This window comes from Xanthomonas sp. SS (genome assembly GCF_014236835.1).
GTDB lineage: Bacteria > Pseudomonadota > Gammaproteobacteria > Xanthomonadales > Xanthomonadaceae > Xanthomonas_A.
This window is the reverse complement of the sequence record NZ_CP051190.1, coordinates 4281405-4305368: the sequence shown is the minus strand read 5'-3', so window position 1 is coordinate 4305368 and position 23964 is coordinate 4281405. Positions and strand designations below refer to the sequence as shown.

Genomic DNA, 23964 nt, shown 5'->3' with positions numbered 1-23964 from the left:
GCAGGGCCGATGCGCAAGATCATTCACGTCGACATGGATGCGTTCTACGCGTCCGTGGAGCAGCGTGACGATCCCGCATTGCGCGGCAAGCCGGTGGTGGTGGCCTGGCGCGGCATGCGTTCGGTGGTGTGCGCCGCGTCGTACGAGGCGCGCGTGTTCGGCATCCGCTCGGCGATGCCGGCGTTGCGCGCCGAGCGCTTGTGCCCGGACGCGATCTTCGTGCCGCCGGACTTCGCGCGTTACAAGGCGGTGTCGCGGCAGGTGCGCGAGATCTTCCAGCGCCACACCGACATGATCGAGCCGCTGTCGCTGGACGAGGCCTATCTCGACGTCACCGCGCCGAAGGGCGAACTGGCCACCGCCACCGCCACCGAGATCGCGCAGACCATCCGCGCGCAGATCCGCGAGGAAACCGAGTTGACCGCCTCGGCCGGCATCGCGCCGAACAAGTTCCTGGCCAAGATCGCCTCGGACTGGCGCAAGCCCGATGGCCAGTTCGTGATCCGCCCACACCAGGTGGAAGCGTTCCTGACCCCGCTGCCGGTCAGCAAGGTGCACGGCGTGGGCAAGGTGATGCAGGCCAAGCTGGCGGCGTTGGGCATCGTCACCGTCGGCGACCTGCGCACGCACGCCGAAGCGGAGCTGGAAGCGCACTTCGGCAGCTTCGGGCTGCGCCTGTATCAGCGTGCGCGCGGCATCGACGAGCGCCCGGTGGAATCGGACCAACAGGTGCAGTCGATCTCTTCGGAAGACACCTTCGCCGAAGACCTGGCGCTGGACGCGCTGGAGCCGGCGATCCGGCAACTGGCGGAAAAGACCTGGAACGCGACCCGCCGCACCGAGCGCGTCGCGCGCACCGTGGTGCTGAAGCTGAAGACCGCGCAGTTCCGCATCCTGACCCGCAGCTTCACCCCGGAGCAACCGCCGGACTCGCTGCAGGCGCTGACCGACATCGCGTTGGCCTTGCGCCAGCGCGTCGACTTGCCCGCGTCCACGCGCTACCGCCTGGTCGGCGTGGGCCTGGCCGGTTTCCACGAGCGCGAGCCGGGGCAGGCGCAGGGGCGGCTGTTCCGTTGAGCCGCGCGCCGGCGCCGGCGGTCGTATGCACCGCCGCGCGCGCCGGCAGTTCGCTCATGGCCAACGCATTGCGCCGGCTCAGGGCCAGCGCATTTCGCCCTTGGCGACCTTCGCGCTGAGCTGTAGCGAGTCCGCGCCGCCCAGCTGCGGATAGCGCTGCTGCATCGCCGCGACCAGCGCGGCCGCATCCTTGGCCTTGGCGGTTTCCTCGTCGAAGGCGCGGATGTAGTCGGCGGTGAAGCGCACCGCGGCCAGGTCCTGCGCCGCGCCCGGCACGAAGTGTCCGGGAATCACCCGCTGCGGCTGCAGCGCCTGGATCCGTTGCAGCGTGGCCAGCCACTGCGCGTGCGACGCCGGGGTCTGCGTATCTGCCATCCACACGTGTTCGCCGGCCATCACCGGGATCCCGCCGAGCACGGTCTTGATCGACGGAATCCACACGAAGGTCCGGTCCGGGCTCGCGCCGTCCAGGCCGACGATCTGCAGTTCGCGGCCTTCCAGCAGCAGGCGGTCGCCGTGCAGCGGCTGCGGCAGCACGATGCGCTGCGGCGCGTCGGCGCCCAGCTTCGGCGCCCACACCTGCAGCTTCTGCGCCTGGGTCTGGCGGATGTGCGCGACGGTCGCCGGGCTGGCCAGTACCTTGGCCTGCGGGAACGCCTGGGTCAGCACGTCCAGGCCGAAGTAGTAGTCCGGATCGCCGTGGCTGATGTAGATCGTGGTCAGGCGCTTGCCGCAGGCGCGGATCTGCGCGACCAGGGCGCGCGCATCGGCCGCGGAGAACTGCGCGTCGACCAGGATCGCGTCCTTGGCGCCGCTGACCAGCACCGAGGCGACGCCGAAGATCGCGTTCGCGTCCGGGTGGTAGACCTGCACCTGCAGCGGCGCGGCGGCCGGCTGTGCCGCGGTGGCGGTGGCAGCCGCGGCGTGGGCGGCGGTGCCGGTGGCGGCATGCGCCGCGCCGGCGAGACCGAGGGCAAGGATCAGCGCGGCGCTCAGGCGCGGCAACGAAAGGCTAGGCATGCGGAACTCCATCGGAGAAGGCGAGGCCATGCATCGGCATGGCGTGCGGGAATCGGAACGCGACCGTGCTGCGGCCGCGGTGGGGGAGGGCGACTGCGCGCGCTGCCATCGGCAGGCCCGCAACCGCCTGCCCGGCGTTGCGCTCAGTACGCGGCAGTGGCGATCTGGCGCAAGTACTGCGGGCGCTCGATCTCGTCAACGAAGGCGCTGGCGTAGTCGGCATAGCTGATCGCGCTGCGGCCCTGCGCATCGCTGAGCAGCGCGGTGGCCTGGGTGCGCACGCCGCCGCGCTTGGCGCCCGGGCCGATTTCCGCGGCCGGCGCGTAGAAGGTCCAGTCCAGGTCGGCGGCGGCATGGAAGTGCTGCAGGGCGGCACGGTGCGCCAGCGCGTAGGGCTTGTAGGCGTCGGGGAAGTTCGGCGTGTCCACCAGCTGCACGCCCGGCGCCACTTCCAGGCTGCCGGCGCCGCCGACCACCAGCAGGCGCTGCACGCCGGCGTCGCGGGCGACCTCGATCAGCGCCTGAGCGACGGCCGGAATGGTGTCGGCGGCCGCGGCGCTGGGGCCGTAGGCGCTGGCCAGCACGTCGTGGCCGCGCACCGCGGCGGCGAGGGCGGCGCGGTCGTCCAGCGACGCGAGCACGATGCTGGCGCCGTCCAGTTCCGGCGGCAGCGGTTGTGTGCGACGGACCAGGGCGGTGACCGCGTGGCCGCGGCGCAGGGCTTCCTGGGCGATATGGCGGCCGATATTGCCGGTGGCGCCGAACAGGGCGATGTGCATTGAGGTTCTCCGGGGAGTGTGGACGGGATGCGCACAGCCTAGTCCTGGCAATTAGCACGATAAACAGCGTATAAGTCGCCAATTTGTTGCATGGAACGATCAAATGGACCGTCTGACCGCGATTGCGGTGTTCGTCGAGGTCGCCGAGCGCGGCAGCCTCACCGCGGCCGCCGAGGCGCTGGACCTGTCGCGGGCGATGGTCTCGCGGCATCTGGCCGAACTGGAGCGCTGGCTGGGTGCGCGCCTGCTGCACCGGACCACGCGGCGGGTGACCCTGACCGGCGCCGGCGAAACCGCGCTGGCGCGGTTCCGGCCGATGTTGGCGATCGGCGCCTCGCTGCGCGACGAACTGGCCAGCGACGACCCGGAGCCGCACGGACAGCTGCGCGTCACCGCCTCGGCCTCGTTCGGGCAGGCGCATCTGGCCGCGGCGGCGGCCGAGTTCGTGACCCGCTACCCGCAGGCGCGGGTGGACATGCTGCTGGCCGACCGCACGGTCAACCTGATCGAGGAGCGCATCGACCTGGCGGTGCGCATTTCCCATCGCGTCGACCCCGGGCTGATCGCGCGGCGCCTGAGCGTGTGCCGCTCGGTGCTGTGCGCGGCGCCGGCCTATCTGCAGCGGCATGGCGCGCCGCACAGTGCCGCCGACCTGGCCGCGCACAACTGCCTGGGCCATCACTACGTCGGCAAGCACGAATGGCCGCTGCGCTATCGCGGCGAACCGGTGTCGGTGGCGGTGAGCGGCAACTTCACCGCCAACGAAGCCACCGTGCTGCTGGAGGCGGTGCGCGCCGGCGCCGGCATCGCCATGCTGCCGACCTACCAGGCCGCGGCGTTGCTGCGCAGCGGCGAATTGCAGCGCGTGCTGCCCGACCACGAACTGGACACGATGGACATCTTCGGCGTGTACGCATCGCGCCGGCAGCAGCCGACGATCGTGCGCGCGTTCCTGGATTTCCTGGTCGCGCGTTTCGGCGAAGTGCCGTACTGGGATCGCGACTGAGCGCGGCGCCTACAATGGGCGCTGCTCTTGCATCCAGGAACGACATGACATTTCCGTATGCGCTGGTGGTGTTCGATCTGGACGGCACGCTGGTGGACAGCGGCGCCGACATCGCCGAAGCGCTCAATCGCACGTTGGCCGAGTTCGGCCTGGCGCGCGTGCCCGAGGCCACCGTGCTCGGCTGGATCGGCGAAGGCGTGCGCAAGCTGGTCGAAGCCGCGTGGCGGCATGCGCACGACGCCACCCCGATCGACACGGTGATGCCGACCTTCATGCGCCACTACGAGGAATGCCTGCTGCGCAGCCCGCGCCTGTATCCGGGCGTGGCCGAGGCGCTGGCGCAGTTGCGCACGCGCGGCGTCACCCTGGCGTTGTGTACCAACAAGCCGTCGACGTTCGTGCTGCCGCTGCTGCGCCATCTCGGCGTGGCCGATGCGTTCGCCGCGGCGCTTGGCGGCGACAGCCTCCCCGAGCGCAAGCCCAACCCGCTGCCGCTGCTGCACCTGGCGCAGCAGTTCGCGCAGCCGCCGGCGCGCTGCCTGATGGTCGGCGATTCCGGCACCGACCTGCAGGCCGCGCACGCCGCCGGCATGCCGGCCGCGCTGGTGCGCTACGGCTATCCGCGCGACCTGGACCTAGCCACCGCCGACGTGGTGCTGCTGATGGACGACATGCGCGAGTTGCTGGCGTTGGGGTGATGCGGGCTATCGCACGCGTGCCGCTGCAATCGACATGACGGTCGATCAACCCCTGTAGGAGCGGCTTCAGCCGCGACCGGGCTTTACCGATACGTTCTGTCGCGGCTGAAGCCGCTCCTACAGGGGCGTGCAGCCTCTGCACTCGTCCGCCGATGCACGGCATGCGAATTGCCGACATTGGGGGTGCGGTCGTCGGCGTGGCCGATCTGGTATGGCCGCAGCGTTCTTCAGAAGTGTTTTTCACGCAACTGCAGGCACAAAAAATTGTGGGATCGACGGAAGTCGCTCCCACACCATCGCGGTAACTGTCACGTGCGCATCGAGGAAGTTGCGTTCACGACCGCCAAGCGCTTAGCGGCGTTGGCGAGACCGCAGGAATACGGACCGTGTTCGTGCAGCGGGCTGCGCCGAATGGCGCAGCCCTTCCCGACTCAGCGCGCCGCCGGCGCGTAGCGCAGGGTCAGCGCGTATTCGCGGCCCGGCTGGTTGTACCAGCTGATGGTCTGGTAGTCGCGATCGAACACGTTGCTGGCCTTGGCCTGCAGCGTCCAGTCCGCCGCGAACGCGTATTCCACGCGCAGGTCCAGCGTGCCGTAGCCGGCCAGGCGCACGCTGTTGGCCGCGTCGTCGTAGCGGTGGCCGCTGCCGAACGCGGTGACGCCGAGCTTGACCGGGCCGAAGCCGCGGTCCACGTCCAGTCGCGCGGTGTCCTGCGCGCGCCGCGCCAGCCAGTTGTCGCGGTTGGCGCCGTCGCTGCGGTTGCGCGGATCGGTGTGGCTGAGCTGCGCCGACAGTTCCCAGCCGGCCAGCGTCGCATAGCCGGTCAGCTCAGCGCCGCGGATCCGCGCCTTGTCCACGTTGACCGGCAGGAAGGTGGCGGCATCGTAGGAGATCAGGTCGTCGACCCGGGTCTCGTACACGTTGAACGTCCAGTTCCAGCTGTCGGCGTACTGCGCCACGCCCAGGTTGCCGCTCTTGGACTTCTCCGGCTTCAGTTCCGGATTGCCGGAGAACGGGTAGTACAGGTCGTTGAAGGTCGGCGCCTTGAAGCCGGTGCCGAGGCTGGCGGTGAGCTTGAAGCCGCCGTCCAGCGCCAGGCCCCAGCCGAGGCTGCCGGTGGTGTGCTGGCCGAACTGCTCGTTGTCGTCGCTGCGCACGCTGGCCTGCACCTGCTGCGCGCCGAAGCGGCCCTGGTACTCGGCGAACACGCCGGTGTTGTCGCGCTGGTCCACATCGAAGGCGGTGGTGCCGGTGACTTCCTCGCGCTGCCAGTCGGCGCCGGCGCTGAGCAAGTGGCCTTCGGCCAGGCCGAAATCGCCCTGCAGCGAGGCGGTGTCGCGGCGGCTGTCGAAGGTGCTGACGAAGCTGCGCGTGTCGCTGCCGGCGGCGTGGTAGTAGCTGTCGGCCTGATCGGTGTTGCGGCCGAGCTGCGCGGCCAGGTGCACGCGCTCGGACGGGGTCCAGTCGAGCTTGCCGCCGAACACCTGCTGGGTGTTGTCGGCCTCGTTGCCGGCGAACAGCGCATCGCCGTCGTACTCGTTGCGGCTGTCGATGTTCAGCGCCTGGCCTTCGATGCGCAGCGTGTCGCTCAGCGCATAGCCGCCGCGCGCGCTGAGTGAGGTGTTGCGGTAGCCGTCGCGGTCCGGCTCATCGACGAAGCAGCCGGCGAACAGCGTGGCCGAGCCGTTGCAGGCATTGATGCCGTCGCTGTTCTGGTAGCCGCCCTGCACCGACAGCCAGCCGCGCTCGCCGCGGTTGCTGAAGCCGGCGCTGGCCTCGCGCAGGCCGTGACTGCCGGCGCCCAGGCTCAGGTTCTGCTGCAGGCCCTGGCCGCCGTGGCGGGTGAAGATCTGGATCACGCCGCCGATCGCATCGGAGCCGTACAGGCTCGAGCGCGGGCCGCGCACGATCTCGATGCGATCGATCTGGCTCAGCGGCAGGTCCTGGAACGCGGCCAGGCCGGCGCTGGCCGAGCCGATGCGCACGCCGTCCACCAGCACCAGCACGTGGTCCGATTCGCTGCCGCGCAGGCTCAGCGTGGTCAGCTTGCCCAGCCCGCCCTGGTTGGACACGCCGATGCCGGCGCGGCCCTGCAGCAGCTGCGCCAGCGACGTGGCCTGGCTGCGCTCGATCTCGGCGCGGTCGATCACCTGTGCCGGGACCACGCTGTCCTCGACCGAGATCTGGGTGCGGGTGGCGGTGACCAGGACCTGGTCCAGGTCGGTGGCGGCATCGGCGGCGAGCGCCAGCGAGGGCAGGGACAGGACGGACGCGATCGCGACCGAAAGCAGGCGGAACGACATGGGGCAACTCCGGCGCGCGGGCGCGCTGTGACGGCAAAGGAGTCGCGAACCGAGGGTGCAAGCGGACGGCGCCAGACGCGGCGCGGCACGCCGCGACGCCCTCCGCATCGCAACCAGTGAACTGCAAGGCCGGTCTCCGGGCTGGCGATCTGGGAGTCGGACTCCCGGCTGCGACGCCTTCCCATGCCCAAGGCACAGTGGCGCAAGTCGTCAGCGCGGATCGCTTACCGTTGCGGGGGCAGCGCCGGCCTTGTCGCAAGACGCACCGGCTTCCCGTTTCAACCTGCAGGCCGGGGCCGGCAGGTCACCTTGAAGCGGCGCGATTGTACGCGATCGCCGGCGTGACGCGCGGATCAGTCGGCGTCGCGCTCGCCGGCGTGGCCGTCGTCGTCGCGTCCGTGGTCGCGCTCGGCGTCGTAGGCATGGCCGCCGGACGCGTCGTCGGCATACGGCGTATCGCTATGGTCGCCGTCGCGGTCGAAATGGGTGGTCGCCACCGGTCCGGCCACCGGCAGGCCGCGCTGCGCCGGCAGCTGCGCCGCCGCGGCTTCCAGCTCGCCGAGCAGCTGCGCGCGCCGCGCCTCGGGCAGTTCCTGCCAATGGCAGCCGGTCAGCGCCCCTTCCAGCGAATACAGCAGGTTGAGGCTGGGCTTGAAGCCGGCGCGCTTGACCTTCAGGAACGCGCCGACCGCGCCGGCCGCAGTCAGGTCCTCCTGCGTGCGCAGGCCGACCTGGCGCAGCCAGGCCGCGCTCTTGGGGCCGATGTTGCGCAGTTTTTCGGTGCTCATCGCAGCGCGTCGACGAAGACCTGCGCGATCGCTTCCAGGCCGTGCTGATCGTCGGCGTCGAAGCGCGCCAGGTCCGGGCTGTCCAGGTCGAACACGCCGATCAGCTCGCCGGCGCGCAGCAGCGGCACCACCAGCTCCGAGCGCGAGGCCGCATCGCAGGCGATATGCCCGGGAAAGGCCTCGACGTCGTCGATGCGCTGGGTCTGGCCGCTGCTGGCGGCGGCGCCGCACACGCCCTTGTGCAGCGGGATGCGCACGCAGGCGGGCAGGCCCTGGAACGGGCCGACCACCAGTTCCTTGCCGTCGTACAGGTAGAAGCCGACCCAGTTCAGCCGCGGCAGCGCGTGGTACACCAGCGCCGCCAGGTTGGCGGCATTGGCGATGCGGTCGGGCTCGCCGCTGACCAGGGAACGGGCCTGCGCGAGCAGTTGGGCGTACTGTTCCGGCTTGCTGCCGGTGAGCGAAGAGGAAGCGAACATCGCGCGAGTTTAGCAGCGGCCGATGGCGGCCTGCGCGCCAGCGCCGGTCGAGGCGCGAGGCAGGGCGACATCCCGAGGCGCCACTCCCGAGCGCATCGGTACAGACGGGCAGCGCTGACGCGGCGCGCCGGCTATCCTGCGCGCCCGCGCCGCATGCGCCGACTTCGAGGATCCTGCCACGATGCGCTTTCCCGCCTTCTACGTCACCGGCACCGATACCGGCATCGGCAAGACCGTCGCCAGCACCGCGCTGCTGCACGCGTTGCGCGCGCGCGGGCAGACGGCGGTGGGCATGAAGCCGGTCGCCAGCGGCTGCGAGCGCAGCGCGGACGGCTGGCGCAACGAGGATGCACTGGCGCTGCAGGCGGCGAGCATGCCGCGCCCGGACTATGCCGACCTCAATCCCTACGCCTTGCCGCTGCCGCTGGCACCGGAACTGGCCGCGGCCGACGCCGGGGTGTGCGTGGAATTGGCGCCGATCGCCGAGGCTTTCGCGCGGTTGCGTGCGCAAGCCGACGTGGTGGTGGTGGAAGGCGTCGGCGGCTGGGCGGCGCCGCTGTCGGCGAGCCTGGAGCAGGCCGATCTGGCGCGCGCGCTGGCGCTGCCGGTAGTCCTGGTGGTCGGCCTGCGCCTGGGCTGCCTCAACCATGCCCGGCTCACCGCCGCAGCGATCGCCGCCGACGGCCTGCGCTGCATCGGCTGGATCGGCAACGAGATCGATCCGGCGATGGAGCGCATCGACGCCAACATGCGCATGCTGCAGGAGCGGCTGCCGATACCGTGCTGGGGGCGGCTGCCGTATCGGCCGCAGCCGGACCCGGCGGCGCTGGCGGCGTCGCTGAGTCCATGGCAGGGCGTGCAGATGGCGCAGGGCTGAGCCGGCACCTGGCCGGAGCGCACGCAGCGCAGGAAGCACTTCCGCGAGCAAAGGCCTGATGTGCAGGAGGGGCTTTCAGCCCGGATGCCGGACTGGAAAAACTTCGGCCCTAGACCCTGGCAAGCAGCGCAGGAATGCCCGCACTTGCGAATCCCAAATCTCGAATCCCAAATCCCGGCCATAAAAAAGACCCGGTAGAGGGAGGGATCTACCGGGTCTTGGCTGCGCGGGGGGAGGGACCCGCGCGTACCACTGGTCAGTCGTGCGGCTGCGCCGCAGTGGACTTATTTGGTCTTAGCCTTCGGCGCGGCCTGATCGCTGGCCGCCTCGAACTGGCTCTTGGCGAGCTGGCCGATGGCTTCGGAGGTCTTCAGGCCGAGGCCGAACATTTCCTGGTTGGCCGTGGCCAGCCGCTCGAAGTTGTCGCGGGCGATCTGCAGGCCCTTCGGCCACAGCGACTGCACGCTGCCGATGTCGCGCGCTTCGGTGAGCTCGCCGAGGAAGCCGGTGGTCGCGGCGACGTTCTTCTCGAAGGTCTTCAGCTGCACGCCGAACACGCTCTCAGCGCTTTCCAATGCCAGGCGGTTGGCGCGCGAAGCGGCGGCGGCGAACTGCTGGGTGTAGCTGCTGAATTGATCGTTGAACTGAGCGGACATCATGCGACTCCAAGGGAATGCCGATTGCTGTTGCAGTGCAACATACGCGCATTCTGCTGCAATGCAACATTATTTTCTGAAGCCGCTCAGGTTTCGTTCAAACTTTCTTTCGGATCAATGAGTTGGAGGCGATCTGCCTGGCGCTGATCTGGCCTGCGCAGGCACCGCGCGGACGCCGGTTGCGCTGAGGCGGGCACCCCGGAACGGGGCCATCCATCCATCCGCACCGGTCAGTCGCCGCCATGCCGCCCTTGCGAATCCCCAATCCCGAATCCCTGCCTCAAGCAGGCCCGCGATACCGGCAGCCAGAAGTGCATGTTTCGTGGACCACCACCTCGCTCAGTAGCGGCAATGCCGGCTTGAGCTGTTCCCAGATCCACATCGCCAGGCGTTCGCTGGTCGGGTTCTCCAGTCCCTCGATGTCGTTGAGGTAGTGGTGGTCGAGGCGGTCGTAGAGCGGGCGGAACGCGGCCTTGATGTCGCCGAAGTCCATGACCCAGCCGGTGTCGGCGCCGGGTTCGCCGCTGACGTGCAGCTCGATCCGGAACGAATGCCCGTGCAGCCGTGCGCACTTGTGGCCGGGCGGGACGTTGGGCAGGCGGTGCGCTGCCTCCAGGGTAAAACTCTTGAAGATATCCATGGCGTCATTGTAGGTGGCGTGGGAATTGGCCGGCGGATCGCCGGCACTGCTGCGGTTTCGCGATAACGGTGCGTCGCGAAAACACGAACGCCGCCCGAAGGCGGCGTTCGTGGTGCTGCGGTCGGCTGCGCTTAGCGCGCGGCGCTGGGCTGGCCGCCGCTGCGACGACGCTCGCCCTGGCGGCGTGCGCCGCCCGGCTGAGTGCCGCCGGCCGGCTTGGCCCCGGCATGCGCGTGCGGGCGCGGCGCGTCGCCGTGCGGACGCCGTGCGTGGGTGCTCTTGCGCGGCGGACGCTGGCCGCCCGGACGCTCGTCGGCCGGATTGTTGTTGCCCCAGCGGATCGGCGTGGACGGCTCGAAGCCCGGCACGTCGCGGATGTCCATCTCGCGCTTGAGCATGCGCGAGATCGCACGCAGCAGCTTGGCCTCGTCCTGCGCCACCAGCGACACAGCCTCGCCCTGCGAGCCGTTGCGGCCGGTGCGGCCGATCCGGTGCACGTAGTCCTCGGCGACCATCGGCAGGTCGTAGTTGATGACCTTCGGCAGCTGGTCGATGTCGATGCCGCGCGCGGCGATGTCGGTCGCCACCAGCACGGTGATGCGGCCGGCCTTGAAGTCGCTCAGCGCGCGCAGGCGCTGGCCCTGGCTCTTGTTGCCGTGGATCGCGGCGGTCTTCAGCCCGGACTTGTCCAGGAACATGGTCAGCTTGTCGGCGCCGTGCTTGGTGCGCGCGAACACCAGCGTCTGCATGCGCGAATCGGCGGCCAGCAGGTGCAGCAGCAGCTCGCGCTTGCGGGTGCCATCGACCGGGTGCACGCGGTGGGTGATGGTGTCGGCGACGGTGTTGCTCGGCGTGGCCTGGATTTCCTGCGGGTTGTGCATGAACTCGCGGGCCAGCTGCTTGATGCCTTCCTCGAAGGTCGCCGAGAACAGCAGGGTCTGCCGGTTCTGCTTGGGCAGCTTGGCCAGGATGCGCTTGATCGAGGGCAGGAAGCCCATGTCGAGCATGCGGTCGGCTTCGTCCAGCACCAGGATCTCGATGCCCGACAGGTCCACGCTGCGGCGCTCGAGGTGATCGAGCAGGCGGCCCGGGCAGGCGATCAGCAGGTCCACGCCGCGACGCAGCGCGTCGAGCTGGTTGCCCATGCCGACGCCGCCGTAGATGGTGGTGCTGGGGATGCGCAGGTACTTGCTGTAGCCGCGCAGGCTGTCGTGCACCTGGGTGGCCAGCTCGCGGGTCGGGGTCAGGATCAGCGCGCGCGGCCTGCGTGCGCCATTGCCGACCGGCTGCGGCGAGGTGCCCAGGTGCTGCAGCAGCGGCAGGCCGAACGCGGCGGTCTTGCCGGTACCGGTCTGCGCGCCGGCCATCAGGTCGTGGCCGGCCAGCGCCAGCGGAATCGCCTGCAACTGGATCGGGGTGGGGGTTTCATAGCCCTGCTCGGCCAACGCACGCAGCAGGAAGGGCGCCAGGCCCAAGGATTCGAAAGACATCGAGGAAAGCTCCGGATAACGCGCCGTCGCCGGGACGTGCCCGGAATGCAGACGCAAGTAGGGTGAGGCTCGGAGCGTTCCCGTGAACCGCGCTGCGAGAGGGTGGATCAACCCGGAGCAGAACAGCGCTCGGGTTTGTCGGCACCACGAAAGGCGTCGGGCGGGGCGGGCGAGCGGATCGGAACGATCCTGGCCTCGCCGGCGATCCCTAAGGGAAACGGACGGCCGCATGCAGACCTGGCCAGTCTACGCTGAATTGGCGCGTTGCACAAAAGTCGCAGTGAAGCAGCCGACAGTCGGCGATTCCGTTTCAGTTGCAACCAATATCCGGTCTGGCCGTACAATCGCCCGATCAGCTCCCCAGCACTGGACGGACATGAAGCTAGGTTCCCTGAAGGAAGGCGGCCGCGACGGCACCCTGATCGTCGTTTCCCGCGATCTGACCCGCGCCGTGCGCGCCACCGGCATCGCCGCGACCCTGCAGCGCGCGCTGGAGGACTGGAGCAATCTGGCGCCGCGCCTGAATGCGCTGTCCGAGTCGCTCAACGACGGCAGCGCCGACGGCCAGTTCGACCTGGACATCGCCGCGCTGGCGGCGCCGTTGCCGCGCGCCTACGAATTCCTCGACGGCAGCGCCTACCTGCCGCACGTGGAGCGGGTACGCCGCGCGCGTGGCGCCGAGGTGCCGGAGAGCTTCTACACCGATCCGCTGATGTACCAGGCGGTCAGCGCCGGCTTCTATGGCCCGCGCGAGGCGGTCAAGGTGGTCAGCGAGGATTACGGCATCGACCTGGAGGCGGAGATCGTAGTGGTCACCGACGACGTGCCGATGGCGGTCGATGCGCAGCAGGCGGCTGCGCATATCCAGCTGGTCGGGCTGGTCAACGACGTGTCGCTGCGCAACCTGATTCCGGCCGAGCTGGCCAAGGGCTTCGGCTTCGTGCAGTCCAAGCCGCGCTCGGCGCTGTCGCCGGTGTTCGTCACCCCCGACGAGCTGGGCGAGGCCTGGCGCGACAACAAGCTGCACCTGCCGCTGCTGACCCACATCAACGGCGCCTGGTTCGGCGCGCCGGAAGCCGGCGAGGACATGCAATTCGACTTCGCCCAGCTGGTCGCGCACGCGGCCAAGACGCGGCCGCTGGCGGCCGGCGCGGTGATCGGTTCGGGCACCATCGCCAACCAGGACACCTCGCGCGGCGCCTCGTGCTTCGCCGAGCTGCGCGTGGTGGAGACGCTGCGCGACGGCCAGCCGAGCACGCCGTTCATGAAGTTCGGCGATGTGGTGCGGATCGAGATGCTTGACCGTGATGGAGTGAGCATCTTCGGCGCGATCGAGCAGCGCATCGAGCCCGTGTCCCGGCCCTGACCCGGCCGGCGGCGTTGCCCAGACGACCGGCGGTACCGCTGCGCCGGTGTCCACCGGTATCTTGATCGTCCGAATGCGGAGTGCAGAGCGTGGAAGAGGCGTTGCAGCTGTACACCTACTGGCGTTCCAGCGCCGCCTATCGCGTTCGCATCGGTCTCAATCTGAAGGGGCTGGCCTACCAGGCGCTGCCGGTGCACCTGCTGCGCGACGGCGGCCAGCAGCATTCGCCGGAGTACGCGCGGCTCAATCCGCAGGAACTGGTGCCGACGCTGTGCCACGACGGCCAACCGATCCGCCAGTCGCTGGCGATCCTGGAATACCTGGACGAACGCTGGCCGGAGCCGCCGCTGCTGCCCGATGCGGCGATCGACCGCGCGCGGGTGCGCGGGCTGGCGCAACTGATCGCCAGCGACGTGCATCCGCTTAACAACCTGCGCGTGACCCAATTCTTCGAGAACGTCTGGAACGTGCCGCAGTCCGAGCGCGAAGAGTGGATGCTGCACTGGATCGTGCTGGGCTTCGATGCGCTGGAGCAGTTGCTGGCCGAATCGCCGGATACCGGCACTTACTGCCATGGCGAACAGCCGGGACTGGCTGATTGCTGCCTGGTCCCGCAGGCGTTCAACGCGCGCCGCTTCGGCGTGGACATGCAGGCGTATCCGACCATCGCGCGGATCGAGCAGGCCTGCCTGGCGCTACCGGCATTCGAGGCGGCGCGCCCGGAGCGGCAGCCGGACGCCCAAGGCTGAGCCTGGCGCCTCGACCCTGTAGGAGCGGCTTCAGCCGCGACAGGGTCTTGCCGGGCGATATGTGTCGCGGCCGAAGCCGCCCACAGGATGCGCAGCTGTCTCAGCCGAAGCCGTGGGTGATCCGCGGCGAGCTGGCGCCGCCGCTGCCGCCGGCGTCATAGTCGGCGTAAGGGTCGTGTTCGCCGCTGGAGCCTTCGGACAGGCGGAACTTCAGCGCCAGGCCGTCGCGCGAGTCGGCCGCGCGCAGCGCTTCCTCCTGTTCGATCTGGCCCTGCTTGACCATCCGGAACAGGCACTGGTCGAAGGTCTCCATGCCTTCCTCCAGCGATTCCTCCATGGCCGCCTTGATCTCGTGGACCTGGCCGCGGCGCAGCAGGTCGCGGATCATCGGCGTGTTCAGCAGCACCTCGGTGGCCGGGCGGCGGCGCTCGTTCTTGTCCTTGACCAGGCGCTGCGAGACCACCGCGCGCAGGTTCAGCGCCAGGTTCATCAGCACGTTTTTGTGCGCGCTTTCCGGGAAGAAGTTGAGAATGCGCTCGATGGTCTGGTCGGCATTGTTGGAGTGCAGCGTGGCCAGGCACAGGTGGCCGGTCTCGGCGAAGGCGATCGCCGCCTCCATCGTCGTCGCGTCCAGGATCTCGCCGATCAGGATCACGTCCGGCGCCTCGCGCATCGCGTTCTTCAGCGCGTTGTGGAAGGCATGGGTGTCCAGGCCGACCTCGCGCTGGTTGACGATCGACATCTTGTGCTTGTGCAGGTATTCGATCGGGTCCTCGATGGTGAGGATGTGCCCGGTGGTGGTGCTGTTGCGGTGGTCGATCATCGACGCCAGCGAGGTGGACTTGCCCGAGCCGGTGGAGCCGACCACCAGGACCAGCCCGCGCGGGGTCATGATCACGTCCTTCAGCACCTGCGGCAGGTGCAGTTCCTCGATGCTGGGGATCTTGCTGCGGATCGCGCGGATCACCATGCCGACCTCGCCGCGCTGCTTGAACACGTTGACCCGGAAGCGGCCGGCGTCCTGCAGCGCGATGGCCATGTTCAGCTCCAGCTCGCGCTCGAACTGCGGTACCTGGCCCTCGTCCATCAGCGAATAGGCGATCTTCTTGACCATGCCCGGCGGCAGGCCGGTGGCGCCGAGCGGGTACAGCTTGCCTTCGATCTTGATATAGACCGGTGCTCCCGTGGTCAGGAACATGTCCGAGGCGTTCTTTTCGGTCATCAGCTTCAGGAAGTAGCCGATATCCATGCGCAATGATTCCCCAACAATCCGCGGCAGCCCGTTGCAAGCGCGCCACAGGCTTCCGACAATGGCCGTGCTCGACGTCTCCGCCTACGGCCCCCCTTGATGAAAACTAGCTTCGCACAAATCCGTTGCCCGCAGTACGTGATGGCGTGCGCATTGGCGCTGTTTGCCACGCCCGCCGCCTTTGCACAGGTCGCCTCGCCGGAACTGCAGACCGCGCAGCAGGCGGTGCAGCGCGCGATCCAGGCCGACGCCGACCAATACGCCCCGGACCTGATCGCCACCGCCCGCCAGGGCCTGGAGCAGGCGCAACAGGCGGCGCTGGACCGCCGCCAACGCAAGACCGCACCGCAGCTGGCGCTGCGCGTGGCGGCCGACGCCGACCTGGCGCGGGTGCGCAGCGAGGAGGCGGTGGCGAACGCGCAGCTCAAGCAGCGCAAGGCCGAAGTGGCCGAGCTGGAGCGCAGCTTGAACACCGGGGAGGGCCGTCCATGAGCCGCTACCTGGGGATGGCCGGCCGCCTGGCCGCGCTGTTGTTGCTGGTCGCACCGCTGGCCGCGTTCGCGGCCGACGATCCGGAACTGGCGGTGCTGAACCAGCGCCTGGTCGCGCTGCAGGCCGATCCGCTGAGTGCCGACGTGGCCGCCTACGAGCGGCTGCAGGCGCAGCAGGCGGTCGCCGCGTTCGCCGCGGCCAAGCGCAAGGAGCAGGACGACGCACGCTATCTCGCCGAGCGCCGCGTCGAGATCGCCGAGACCGCCGCACGCGCGGCACTGGCGCGGCGCCAGGTCGACCAGTTGGAGAAGACCCGCAGCGACTTGCTGGTCGAGGCCAGCCGGCGCGAGGCCGCGCGCGCGCGCCAGGAAGCCGAGCGGCTGCGGGTGCAGGCGCAGATCCAGGCCGAAGAGGCCGAGAGCCTGCGCCAGGCCGCCGAGGCCGAGCAACTGGCGCGGCAGGATGCCGAGCAGGCGCTGACCAACGTCGCCGGGCAGCAGACCGCCAAGCTCAGCGCCGCGCAGCAGAAGTCGGCCAAGCTGGCCCGCGAGGAGGCCGAGTTGGTCGCCGGGGCCAAGCTGCCGGCGTCGCGTTTCGAGCCGCGCGGGGAGGTGTTCACCGTCACCGGCGGCGCCTTCGCCGCAGGCAAGGCGGCGCTGTCGGCCGATGCCGGCGGCCAGGCCAAGGCGTTGGCGCAGTATCTGCAGATCGGCGCCAAGGGCCGGGTGCGGATCGAGGCCTACGACGCCGATGCCGGCGTGGCGCAGAAGCGCGCCGACGCGTTGCGCGACGCGCTGGTCGCTGGCGGCGTCGCGGCGGGTCGCCTGCAGGCGGTCGGCAAGAAGGCGCCGGCGACCAAGGCGCGTGCCGCCGAGGTGGTGATCGCGCCCTGAGCGGGGCTGGCCGTTGCAGGTCCTGGAGCCCGTTTAACGCGGTTTTTCTCTGGGCCTGAGCGGCAAGCAACTGAATGCGGAAAGCGCGCGCTGCTGCCCTTGCCGGAACTGGTGGGGAGGCGTAGGGTCGAACTCCCAGGCGATACATCGTCGCCTGGTTCCACGGAGACTCCGGGCCGATGAAGCAGTGGCACGCACCGCAGCGAGACGTTCCAAGGGCAGCAGGCCCGGGCGTTGCGGTGGAGTGGCTGGCGACCCGCGCGACTCCGCTCCCAGGCAACGCCCCGTGCCGTTCCGGCCGGGGCGTTCTTGTTTCCAGCTGAAGGAGGCTATTCCTATGTTCGAAGGGCAACCGCAGACCGAAATCGACGCGTTGATCAAGTCCGATCCGGAATTCAAGCAGCTCTACCAACGCCACAAGACCCTGGACAAGAAGTGTATGGACGCCGAGCTCGGCGTGCTGCCGATCGACGATCTCACCCTGTCGCAGATGAAGCGGGAAAAGCTCGCGGCCAAGGAAAAGCTGTTGCGGCTCTACGACGAGCAGCAAAAGCCTCACTGATTCCTCTCTCCCACGACAAGCGTTCAATTGTCGCGGGCGGTGGCCGGCCTCCTCGTCGGCTTGCCACCGTCCGCGTCATCTCCTCCCGAAGCCGCGATCGCGGCTTTTTTCGTGCCGGTTCCGCGCTATGTCTGACATTCCGGCGCATACCGCGGATAATCACCGGTCCAGCCGCTATGACGGCGCGATGCATCCGGACGCGATGGCCATTCACTCTTCCGTACTCGACCTGATCGGCGACACCCCCATCGTCAAGGCCAGCAAGCTCGACACTGGCGTGTGCGAGCTGTACCTGAAGCTGGAAAGCGCCAACCCCGGCGGCTCGATCAAGGACCGCATCGGCCTGTCGATGATCGAGGCGGCCGAGCGCCGCGGCGACCTGAAGCCCGGCGCGGTGCTGGTGGAGGGCACTGCCGGCAACACCGGCATCGGCCTGGCCCTGGTCGCCCAGCAGAAGGGCTACAAGCTGATCCTGGTGGTGCCGGACAAGATGAGCCGGGAGAAGATCTTCAACCTCAAGGCGATGGGCGCCGAAGTGGTGCTGACCCGCTCGGACGTGGCCAAGGGCCATCCCGAGTACTACCAGGACCTGGCCGCGCGCCTGGCCGCCGAGACGCCCGGGGCGTACTTCGTCAACCAGTTCGGCAATCCCGACAACCCGGCCGCGCACGAGTTCGGCACCGGCCCTGAGATCCTGCGGCAGATGGACGGCAAGCTGGACGCGATCGTGTTCGGCTGCGGCAGCTCCGGCACCATGACCGGCCTGTCGCGCGCGTTCGCCGCCGCCTCGCCGCATACCGAGCTGGTGCTGGCCGACCCGGTCGGCTCGATCCTGACCGAGTACATCGAGCAGGGCACGGTCAGCGAGAAGTCCGGCAGCTGGCTGGTGGAGGGCATCGGCGAGGACTTCCTGCCCGATATCTCCGACTTCTCGCGGGTCAAGAAAGCCTATTCGATCAGCGACGCCGAGAGCTTCCATACCGCGCGCGAATTGCTGGCCAAGGAGGGCATCCTCGGCGGCTCCTCGACCGGCACCCTGCTGGCTGCCGCGCTCAAGTACTGCCGCGGGCAGACCGAGCCCAAGCGCGTGCTGGTGTTCGTCTGCGACACCGGCAACAAGTACCTGTCGAAGATGTACAACGACTATTGGATGCTGGACAACGGCTTCCTGGAGCGCCCGCAGCACGGCGACCTGCGCGACCTGATCCTGCGCCCGTACAGCCAGCGCGACACCGTGGTGGTCGGCCCCAACGACCTGCTGACCACCGCCTACCAGCGCATGAAGCTGTACGACGTGTCGCAGCTGCCGGTGATGGACGGCGACCAACTGGTCGGCATCGTCGACGAAAGCGACGTCTTGTTGCACGTTTATGGCGACGAGGCGCGGTTCCGCGATCCGGTTTCCACGGCCATGGTCAGCAAGCTGGACCGGCTCGACGTCAAATCGCCGATCGAAGCGCTGCTGCCGGTGTTCGACCGCGGCCAGGTCGCCATCGTCATGAACGACGGCGCCTTCCTCGGCCTGATCACCCGCATCGACCTGCTCAACTACCTGCGCCGCCGCGTTCAGTGACGGTGCTTCGTGGACGGCTCCCGATACAGGGGGCCGTTCAGACCTCGCTGCTAGAATCACGCCCCTTCTCCGGGAACCCCTCATGACGGACCACACGTCCAACCCCAATGGCGACGGCCGCGCGCTGTCGCTGGCGACCCTGGCGATCCATGGCGGCCAGCATCCGGACCCGTCCACGGGCGCGGTGATGCCGCCGATCTATGCGACCTCCACCTACGCCCAGTCCAGCCCCGGCGAACACCAGGGCTTCGAGTACTCGCGTACTCACAATCCGACTCGCTTCGCCTACGAGCGCTGCGTCGCCGCGCTGGAAGGCGGCTCGCGCGGCTTCGCGTTCGCCTCGGGCATGGCCGCCACCTCCACGGTGATGGAACTGCTGGACAGCGGCAGCCACGTGGTGGCGATGGACGACCTGTACGGCGGCAGCTACCGCCTGTTCGAGCGCGTGCGCCGGCGCACCGCCGCACTGGACTTCAGCTTCGTCGACCTGACCGATCCGGCCGCGTTCGCCGCCGCGATCACGTCCAAGACCAAGATGGTGTGGATCGAGACGCCCACCAACCCGATGCTGAAGATCGTCGACATTGCCGCGATCGCCGCGATCGCGCGCCAGCACGGCCTGCTGGTGGTGGTGGACAACACCTTCGCCTCGCCGATGCTGCAGCGCCCGCTGGAACTGGGCGCGGACATCGTGGTGCATTCGGCCACCAAGTACCTCAACGGCCACTCCGACATGGTCGGCGGCATCGCCGTGGTCGGCGCCAATGCCGAACTGGCCGAGCAGCTGGCGTTCCTGCAGAACTCGGTGGGCGGCGTGCAGGGCCCGTTCGACAGCTTCCTGGCGCTGCGCGGGCTCAAGACCCTGCCGCTGCGGATGCGCGCGCATTGCGACAATGCGCTGCAGCTGGCGCAGTGGCTGGACACCCATCCGGCGATCGACAAGGTGATCTACCCCGGCCTGGCCTCGCATCCGCAGCACGCCCTGGCGCAGCGGCAGATGTCCGGTTTCGGCGGCATCGTCTCGATCGTGCTCAAGGGCGGCTTCGACGCGGCCAAGCGCTTCTGCGAACGTACCGAGCTGTTCACCCTGGCCGAATCGCTGGGCGGCGTGGAAAGCCTGGTCAACCATCCTGCGGTCATGACCCACGCCTCGGTGCCGGTGGAACGGCGCGCCCAGCTCGGCATCAGCGATGCGCTGGTGCGGTTGAGCGTTGGGGTTGAGGATGTGGGGGATTTGCGGGCGGATTTGCAAAGGGCGCTAGCTGGTACTTCCGCATGAACCCGATGATCTCTTCCTCCGTCGCCATCTCGGGTTCGCCGATGGCAATGATCCGCAGCTTCGTCAGCAATCGCGTGCTCATCTATCAACTGTCCAAGCGCGAGGTTATCAGCCGCTATCGCGGTTCGTTGATGGGCCTGGCTTGGTCGTTCTTCAATCCGCTGCTGATGCTGGCCGTCTACACGTTCGTGTTCTCGGTGGTCTTCAATGCGCGCTGGGGCGTGGAGACAGCGAACAAGGGTGATTTCGCCATCATTCTGTTCGTCGGCATTCTGGTGCATGGCATCTTCGCCGAATGCGTGAATCGTGCCCCCAGCTTGATCGTCGGCAACGCAAGCTACGTCAAGCGCGTCGTGTTTCCGTTGGAGACGCTGCCGTGGGTGGCAATGGGCGCCGCGCTGTTCCATGCGCTGGTATCGCTGGGCGTGTTGCTGCTTGCGCAGTTGCTCATTCGCGGGGTTCTGCCGATAACGGTCGTTTACCTCCCGCTGGTGCTGCTCCCGCTGGTGCTGCTCACCATGGGCCTGGCTTGGCTGCTGTCGGCACTGGGTGTGTTCGTGCGCGACATCGGACAGATGACCGGCATCCTGACGACGATCCTGCTGTTCCTGGCGCCGGTCTTTTATCCGGTCTCCTCGTTGCCCGAGGGCATTCGCAAGTGGATCTATCTCAATCCGCTTACCTTCATCATCGAAGCATCGCGCGATGTGCTGATCTGGAACAAGACGCCCGATTTCAGCGGGCTGGGCAAATACACCGTCTTCGCCGCGTTCGTCGCCTGGTTCGGCTACGTGTGTTTCCAGAAGATGCGCCGAGGATTTGCCGATGTCATCTAAGCAATCGGTCCAGGACCAGGCGGAGCTTGCGATCCGCGTATCGGACGTCACCAAGTGTTTCCAGGTTTACTCGCAGCCACAGGATCGCCTCAAGCAGGCCATCCTGCCGCGCCTTTCCCGCTTCCTGGGCAAGCCTGGCCACAGACACTACCGCGAGTTCTGGGCGCTGAAGGGCGTCAATTTCGAAGTGCGCCGTGGCGATACGGTAGGCATCATCGGACGCAACGGCTCAGGCAAGTCCACCCTGTTGCAGATCATCTGCGGCACGTTGCAACCGACCACCGGCGAAGTCGCCGTGCGTGGGCGCGTCGCGGCGCTGCTGGAACTGGGTGCGGGTTTCAACCCAGAATTCACCGGTCGAGAGAACGTCTACATGAGTGCCTCGATCCTCGGTCTGTCGTACGAGGACATCGATCGCAAGTACGACGACATCGTGGCATTCGCCGATATCGGCGACTTCCTTGAACAGCCGGTCAAGACCTACTCCAGCGGCATGTATGTGCGACTGGCGTTCGCGGTGATCGCTCACGTCGACGCCGACATCCTGGTGATCGACGAGGCCCTGGCGGTAGGCGACGCCATCTTCGTGCAGAAGTGCATGCGTTTCCTGCGCAAATTCCGCGAGAACGGCACTCTCTTGTTCGTCAGCCATGACACGTCCTCGGTACTGAATTTCTGCCAGAGCGCGGTATGGCTCGATCGTGGCGAGATGCGGATGCACGGCACGGCACAGGACACCTGCAACGCCTACATCGAGTATTGCTCCCAGGAAGTCTATGGCGACACGGTGAAGCTGCAGTCGCGACAGGCAGGCAAGGCCGAGCCGAAGGCGCTGTCGCCGGGTCGCATAGAAAAGGACCTGAAGGTCGAGCTTTTCGACAACGTGGCCAACTCCGGTGGGTGGCAGTCCGGCGTTGCGAGCATCGATTCGGTGACGCTGTGCAACGACCGGGGAGAGCCCTTTACTTCTTTCGCCGGTGGCGAGGATGTGGTGCTAAAAATCCGGGCCACTGCCTACCAACCGCTGCAGAGTCCACTGATCGGATTCTTCGTCAAGGACCGGCTCGGCCAGTCGTTGTTCGGCGAGCACACCTATACCTATGTGCAGCCGCCCATGCAGGTGGAGGCCGATACCGGTCTGGAAGCGTCCTTCCGCTTCACCTTGCCGCTTCTGCCCAATGGCGAATACTCCATGACGGTCTCTATCGCCGATGGCGATCCTTATGCTAATACGCAGCATGCCTGGTTGCATGATGCTGTGTTGATCCGGGTCGCTTCGCCCCGTCTGCGCTACGGATTGGTCGGCATTCCTTTCGATGAGGTGACGATGGAGCGCACGAGTCCCAAACCATGAGTGATGCATCTCTTCCAATGGCAGTGACGGAGCACAGCGGATTCATCCCGCCATTGGTGACGAACGACCCGCGCATCTCCATTGGTCGCTTCACCTACGGCAATCCGCAGTTCAAAGTGTGGAGTGAAGGCGAGAGGATCGATATCGGTGCGTTTTGTTCGATCGCCGACGATGTGCTTATCTTCGGTGGTGGCGAGCATCGCCTGGACTGGGTCACTACCTATCCGCTGCGAATTGCGTTGAATTCCCCGGGCGCAGGGCAGGACGGACATCCGCACACGAAGGGTCGCACGGTCATCGGTAACGACGTCTGGATCGGCCATGGCGCCATGGTGGTGTCCGGTGTCACCGTGGGCGACGGTGCGTGTATCGGTGCTGGCGCGGTCGTCAGCAGGGATGTGCCGCCTTACGCGATTGTCGCCGGCAACCCCGCGCGCGTGGTGCGCATGCGCTTCGACGAGCAGATCGTCGCTCGCCTGCTGGAGATTCGTTGGTGGCAGTGGCCGATCGAGAAGATCCGTGCCTTCGAGTCCCTGTTGTGTTCCGACGACATCAGTGCCTTCGTCGCTGCTGCGCCGCGCGCCGACGATTCCGTTTCCCCTTTTGCGAACCATACCGTCCCATGATCGATTTTCCGTTATCCCCCAGTATGTTGATCGCTCCGCGCTCGGTCTCCTTCAGCGCATGGTTGGGACATATTCCATTCGCGTCCTGGCTGGTGGAACAGCTTCGGCCGCAGTCGATCGTAGAACTGGGGACGCATCGCGGTGCGTCTTTCCTTGCCTTCTGCCAGGCCGTCGAGGAGCAAGAGTTCACTTCGCGCGTGTTCGCTGTCGACAGCTGGGAAGGCGATGAACATGCAGGTTTCTACGGCGACGACATCTATAACGAACTGCGCGACTACCAACAGCGCAACTATGCCGGCATTTCCGAGATGTTGCGGATGCGCTTCAGCGAGGCGCTGGAGTACTTCGCCGACGGCTCAGTCGACCTTCTGCACATCGATGGCCTGCATACCTATGAAGCCGTCCGTGAGGATTTCGAGACGTGGCTGCCGAAGCTTTCCAGTCGCGGCGTGGTCCTGTTCCATGACACCTGCGTACGCGAGCGTGGATTTGGCGTCTGGCAATATTGGGCCGAAATCAGCCAGCAATATCCTGCATTCGAATTTACCCACACGCATGGATTGGGCGTGCTGCTGGTCGGCGAGGAGCGCAGTCCTGCGTTGTTGAAGCTTGCCGATACAGCCGCCGCTGGCGAGTTTGCGCTCATCAACCGCTTGTTCGATGTGCTTGGGCGTAACGTCAAGGGCACTGAGGAACTTGAGCGCGTCTACGCCGGTCTTGCCGATGCGCGTGGTCAGGTTGTTGGCCTCACCCAGCAGGAGCAGATACATCAGCAGCGCGTCCAGCAACTGGAGCAGCAGGAACAACAGCTGCAGCAGCAGGTCCATCAGCTAGAGCAGCAGGTCCAGCAGCACCTCCAGCAACTTGGACAGCAGTCCCAGGAATACTTGTTGCGTGCTCAGCTAATGGAGCAGCAGATTCAACAGCTTTCACAGGACTCGGCGGCGTCGGCAGAGCTGCAGCGGACAATTGCCGAGGATCACGCACAGGCGCTGAACGAAATGAAGGCCGTGGTGGTGCCACATTTGGAGAGTAGTGAGCAAAAACTGGATAAGTTGCTGCTGCAGCGACGCTGGTGGCGTCGTTGATTGGCCACTAAGCTCACGCTGTGTGTCTCGGTCGCGTCTCTCGCTGCCAAGGCTGCAAAAGACTAGGGAGTTCCTGGTCATGTA

Annotated in this window: 24 protein-coding genes and 1 riboswitch; of the genes, 15 read left to right on the top strand and 9 right to left on the bottom strand. The window is 67.5% G+C overall.

Annotation, left to right across the window (positions count from 1 at the left end; genetic code table 11):
• Positions 1-9 precede the first annotated feature (9 nt).
• Complete coding sequence (gene dinB, locus HEP74_RS18075) at positions 10-1077, top strand: DNA polymerase IV (protein WP_185814037.1); 1068 nt, start codon at positions 10-12, stop codon at positions 1075-1077.
• 78 nt (positions 1078-1155) lie between these two features.
• On the opposite strand, the gene HEP74_RS18070 is transcribed toward dinB, so the two are convergent.
• Both HEP74_RS18070 and HEP74_RS18065 read right to left on the bottom strand, forming a co-directional pair.
• The gene (locus HEP74_RS18070; RefSeq protein ID WP_185814036.1) at positions 1156-2097 is read right to left on the bottom strand and encodes an MBL fold metallo-hydrolase; all 942 of its coding nucleotides are present in this window, start codon (positions 2095-2097) and stop codon (positions 1156-1158) included.
• A 143-nt stretch (positions 2098-2240) separates the two neighbouring features.
• On the bottom strand, positions 2241-2876 hold the full coding sequence (locus HEP74_RS18065) for an NAD(P)-dependent oxidoreductase (RefSeq protein ID WP_185814035.1): 636 nt from the start codon (positions 2874-2876) through the stop codon (positions 2241-2243).
• A gap of 103 nt (positions 2877-2979) precedes the next feature.
• Between HEP74_RS18065 and HEP74_RS18060 the strand changes: the two genes are divergently transcribed.
• Positions 2980-3882 (top strand): LysR family transcriptional regulator, encoded by a 903-nt coding sequence (locus HEP74_RS18060; protein WP_185814034.1) that lies wholly within the window; start codon positions 2980-2982, stop codon positions 3880-3882.
• Between the two features lie 44 nt (positions 3883-3926).
• A complete protein-coding gene (gene gph, locus HEP74_RS18055; protein ID WP_185814033.1) occupies positions 3927-4580 on the top strand; it encodes a phosphoglycolate phosphatase in 654 nt (217 codons plus the stop codon).
• A 431-nt stretch (positions 4581-5011) separates the two neighbouring features.
• Here the strand turns inward: gph and btuB are convergent, their stop codons facing one another.
• From btuB to msrC, 3 genes are all read right to left on the bottom strand, one after another.
• Positions 5012-6883, bottom strand: coding sequence for a TonB-dependent vitamin B12 receptor (gene btuB, locus HEP74_RS18050; protein WP_185814032.1), 1872 nt, complete (start codon positions 6881-6883; stop codon positions 5012-5014).
• A gap of 110 nt (positions 6884-6993) precedes the next feature.
• Positions 6994-7210: riboswitch (cobalamin riboswitch) on the bottom strand.
• A gap of 26 nt (positions 7211-7236) precedes the next feature.
• Positions 7237-7671: a TfoX/Sxy family protein gene (locus HEP74_RS18045; protein ID WP_185814031.1), complete on the bottom strand. Its 435-nt coding sequence runs from the start codon at positions 7669-7671 to the stop codon at positions 7237-7239.
• Positions 7668-8150 (bottom strand): free L-methionine (R)-S-oxide reductase MsrC, encoded by a 483-nt coding sequence (gene msrC / locus HEP74_RS18040; RefSeq protein ID WP_185814030.1) that lies wholly within the window; start codon positions 8148-8150, stop codon positions 7668-7670. The genes HEP74_RS18045 and msrC overlap by 4 nt, the downstream gene beginning before the upstream one ends.
• Before the next feature lie 181 nt (positions 8151-8331).
• Here msrC and bioD point away from each other — a divergent pair, with 181 nt between their 5' ends.
• A complete protein-coding gene (gene bioD, locus HEP74_RS18035) occupies positions 8332-9027 on the top strand; it encodes a dethiobiotin synthase (RefSeq protein ID WP_185814029.1) in 696 nt (231 codons plus the stop codon).
• A 284-nt stretch (positions 9028-9311) separates the two neighbouring features.
• Here bioD and HEP74_RS18030 read toward each other — a convergent pair whose 3' ends face one another.
• The 3 genes from HEP74_RS18030 to HEP74_RS18020 form a co-directional block, all read right to left on the bottom strand.
• A complete protein-coding gene (locus HEP74_RS18030) occupies positions 9312-9683 on the bottom strand; it encodes a phasin family protein (protein ID WP_185814028.1) in 372 nt (123 codons plus the stop codon).
• Positions 9684-9963: 280 nt separating this feature from the next.
• Positions 9964-10323 (bottom strand): 6-carboxytetrahydropterin synthase QueD, encoded by a 360-nt coding sequence (gene queD / locus HEP74_RS18025; RefSeq protein ID WP_185814027.1) that lies wholly within the window; start codon positions 10321-10323, stop codon positions 9964-9966.
• Between the two features lie 131 nt (positions 10324-10454).
• Positions 10455-11813 (bottom strand): DEAD/DEAH box helicase, encoded by a 1359-nt coding sequence (locus tag HEP74_RS18020; RefSeq protein WP_185814026.1) that lies wholly within the window; start codon positions 11811-11813, stop codon positions 10455-10457.
• Positions 11814-12189: 376 nt separating this feature from the next.
• Between HEP74_RS18020 and HEP74_RS18015 the strand changes: the two genes are divergently transcribed.
• Both HEP74_RS18015 and maiA read left to right on the top strand, forming a co-directional pair.
• Positions 12190-13179 carry a fumarylacetoacetate hydrolase family protein gene (locus tag HEP74_RS18015; protein ID WP_185814025.1) on the top strand — a complete coding sequence of 330 codons (990 nt, stop codon included), beginning with the start codon at positions 12190-12192 and terminating at the stop codon, positions 13177-13179.
• Between the two features lie 89 nt (positions 13180-13268).
• Positions 13269-13928: a maleylacetoacetate isomerase gene (gene maiA, locus HEP74_RS18010; protein ID WP_185814024.1), complete on the top strand. Its 660-nt coding sequence runs from the start codon at positions 13269-13271 to the stop codon at positions 13926-13928.
• Between the two features lie 100 nt (positions 13929-14028).
• Here maiA and HEP74_RS18005 read toward each other — a convergent pair whose 3' ends face one another.
• Positions 14029-15177: a PilT/PilU family type 4a pilus ATPase gene (locus tag HEP74_RS18005; protein ID WP_185814023.1), complete on the bottom strand. Its 1149-nt coding sequence runs from the start codon at positions 15175-15177 to the stop codon at positions 14029-14031.
• Between the two features lie 99 nt (positions 15178-15276).
• Between HEP74_RS18005 and HEP74_RS18000 the strand changes: the two genes are divergently transcribed.
• The 9 genes from HEP74_RS18000 (at position 15277) to HEP74_RS17960 (ending at position 23880) form a co-directional block, all read left to right on the top strand.
• Positions 15277-15669 (top strand): DUF4398 domain-containing protein, encoded by a 393-nt coding sequence (locus tag HEP74_RS18000; RefSeq protein ID WP_185814022.1) that lies wholly within the window; start codon positions 15277-15279, stop codon positions 15667-15669.
• Entirely contained in the window at positions 15666-16562 is an 897-nt protein-coding gene (locus HEP74_RS17995; protein ID WP_524540750.1) for a coiled-coil domain-containing protein, read from the top strand. Before HEP74_RS18000 ends, HEP74_RS17995 begins: the two co-directional genes overlap by 4 nt.
• A gap of 337 nt (positions 16563-16899) precedes the next feature.
• A complete protein-coding gene (locus HEP74_RS17990) occupies positions 16900-17124 on the top strand; it encodes an HP1242/YdcH family protein (protein ID WP_009575526.1) in 225 nt (74 codons plus the stop codon).
• Positions 17125-17326: 202 nt separating this feature from the next.
• The gene (locus HEP74_RS17985; RefSeq protein WP_185814021.1) at positions 17327-18697 is read left to right on the top strand and encodes a pyridoxal-phosphate dependent enzyme; all 1371 of its coding nucleotides are present in this window, start codon (positions 17327-17329) and stop codon (positions 18695-18697) included.
• An 82-nt stretch (positions 18698-18779) separates the two neighbouring features.
• On the top strand, positions 18780-19976 hold the full coding sequence (locus HEP74_RS17980) for a cystathionine gamma-synthase (protein ID WP_185814020.1): 1197 nt from the start codon (positions 18780-18782) through the stop codon (positions 19974-19976).
• The gene (locus tag HEP74_RS17975; protein ID WP_185814019.1) at positions 19973-20812 is read left to right on the top strand and encodes an ABC transporter permease; all 840 of its coding nucleotides are present in this window, start codon (positions 19973-19975) and stop codon (positions 20810-20812) included. The genes HEP74_RS17980 and HEP74_RS17975 overlap by 4 nt, the downstream gene beginning before the upstream one ends.
• The gene (locus tag HEP74_RS17970; protein ID WP_185814018.1) at positions 20802-22166 is read left to right on the top strand and encodes an ABC transporter ATP-binding protein; all 1365 of its coding nucleotides are present in this window, start codon (positions 20802-20804) and stop codon (positions 22164-22166) included. The genes HEP74_RS17975 and HEP74_RS17970 overlap by 11 nt, the downstream gene beginning before the upstream one ends.
• Positions 22163-22792, top strand: a complete 630-nt coding sequence (locus HEP74_RS17965; RefSeq protein WP_185814017.1) for a CatB-related O-acetyltransferase — start codon at positions 22163-22165, stop codon at positions 22790-22792. The genes HEP74_RS17970 and HEP74_RS17965 overlap by 4 nt, the downstream gene beginning before the upstream one ends.
• Positions 22789-23880, top strand: a complete 1092-nt coding sequence (locus HEP74_RS17960; RefSeq protein ID WP_185814016.1) for a class I SAM-dependent methyltransferase — start codon at positions 22789-22791, stop codon at positions 23878-23880. Before HEP74_RS17965 ends, HEP74_RS17960 begins: the two co-directional genes overlap by 4 nt.
• The last annotated feature ends 84 nt before the right edge of the window (positions 23881-23964 follow it).

Bases quoted from the DNA above. Each gene is read 5' to 3' on its own strand.
- dinB (WP_185814037.1), top strand. From the start codon at position 10: ATGCGCAAGATCATTCACGTCGACATGGATGCGTTCTACGCGTCCGTG.
- HEP74_RS18070 (WP_185814036.1), bottom strand. From the start codon at position 2,097: ATGCCTAGCCTTTCGTTGCCGCGCCTGAGCGCCGCGCTGATCCTTGCC.
- HEP74_RS18065 (WP_185814035.1), bottom strand. From the start codon at position 2,876: ATGCACATCGCCCTGTTCGGCGCCACCGGCAATATCGGCCGCCATATC.
- HEP74_RS18060 (WP_185814034.1), top strand. From the start codon at position 2,980: ATGGACCGTCTGACCGCGATTGCGGTGTTCGTCGAGGTCGCCGAGCGC.
- gph (WP_185814033.1), top strand. From the start codon at position 3,927: ATGACATTTCCGTATGCGCTGGTGGTGTTCGATCTGGACGGCACGCTG.
- btuB (WP_185814032.1), bottom strand. From the start codon at position 6,883: ATGTCGTTCCGCCTGCTTTCGGTCGCGATCGCGTCCGTCCTGTCCCTG.
- HEP74_RS18045 (WP_185814031.1), bottom strand. From the start codon at position 7,671: ATGAGCACCGAAAAACTGCGCAACATCGGCCCCAAGAGCGCGGCCTGG.
- msrC (WP_185814030.1), bottom strand. From the start codon at position 8,150: ATGTTCGCTTCCTCTTCGCTCACCGGCAGCAAGCCGGAACAGTACGCC.
- bioD (WP_185814029.1), top strand. From the start codon at position 8,332: ATGCGCTTTCCCGCCTTCTACGTCACCGGCACCGATACCGGCATCGGC.
- HEP74_RS18030 (WP_185814028.1), bottom strand. From the start codon at position 9,683: ATGTCCGCTCAGTTCAACGATCAATTCAGCAGCTACACCCAGCAGTTC.
- queD (WP_185814027.1), bottom strand. From the start codon at position 10,323: ATGGATATCTTCAAGAGTTTTACCCTGGAGGCAGCGCACCGCCTGCCC.
- HEP74_RS18020 (WP_185814026.1), bottom strand. From the start codon at position 11,813: ATGTCTTTCGAATCCTTGGGCCTGGCGCCCTTCCTGCTGCGTGCGTTG.
- HEP74_RS18015 (WP_185814025.1), top strand. From the start codon at position 12,190: ATGAAGCTAGGTTCCCTGAAGGAAGGCGGCCGCGACGGCACCCTGATC.
- HEP74_RS18005 (WP_185814023.1), bottom strand. From the start codon at position 15,177: ATGGATATCGGCTACTTCCTGAAGCTGATGACCGAAAAGAACGCCTCG.
- HEP74_RS18000 (WP_185814022.1), top strand. From the start codon at position 15,277: ATGAAAACTAGCTTCGCACAAATCCGTTGCCCGCAGTACGTGATGGCG.
- HEP74_RS17995 (WP_524540750.1), top strand. From the start codon at position 15,666: ATGAGCCGCTACCTGGGGATGGCCGGCCGCCTGGCCGCGCTGTTGTTG.
- HEP74_RS17990 (WP_009575526.1), top strand. From the start codon at position 16,900: ATGTTCGAAGGGCAACCGCAGACCGAAATCGACGCGTTGATCAAGTCC.
- HEP74_RS17985 (WP_185814021.1), top strand. From the start codon at position 17,327: ATGGCCATTCACTCTTCCGTACTCGACCTGATCGGCGACACCCCCATC.
- HEP74_RS17980 (WP_185814020.1), top strand. From the start codon at position 18,780: ATGACGGACCACACGTCCAACCCCAATGGCGACGGCCGCGCGCTGTCG.
- HEP74_RS17975 (WP_185814019.1), top strand. From the start codon at position 19,973: ATGAACCCGATGATCTCTTCCTCCGTCGCCATCTCGGGTTCGCCGATG.
- HEP74_RS17970 (WP_185814018.1), top strand. From the start codon at position 20,802: ATGTCATCTAAGCAATCGGTCCAGGACCAGGCGGAGCTTGCGATCCGC.
- HEP74_RS17965 (WP_185814017.1), top strand. From the start codon at position 22,163: ATGAGTGATGCATCTCTTCCAATGGCAGTGACGGAGCACAGCGGATTC.
- HEP74_RS17960 (WP_185814016.1), top strand. From the start codon at position 22,789: ATGATCGATTTTCCGTTATCCCCCAGTATGTTGATCGCTCCGCGCTCG.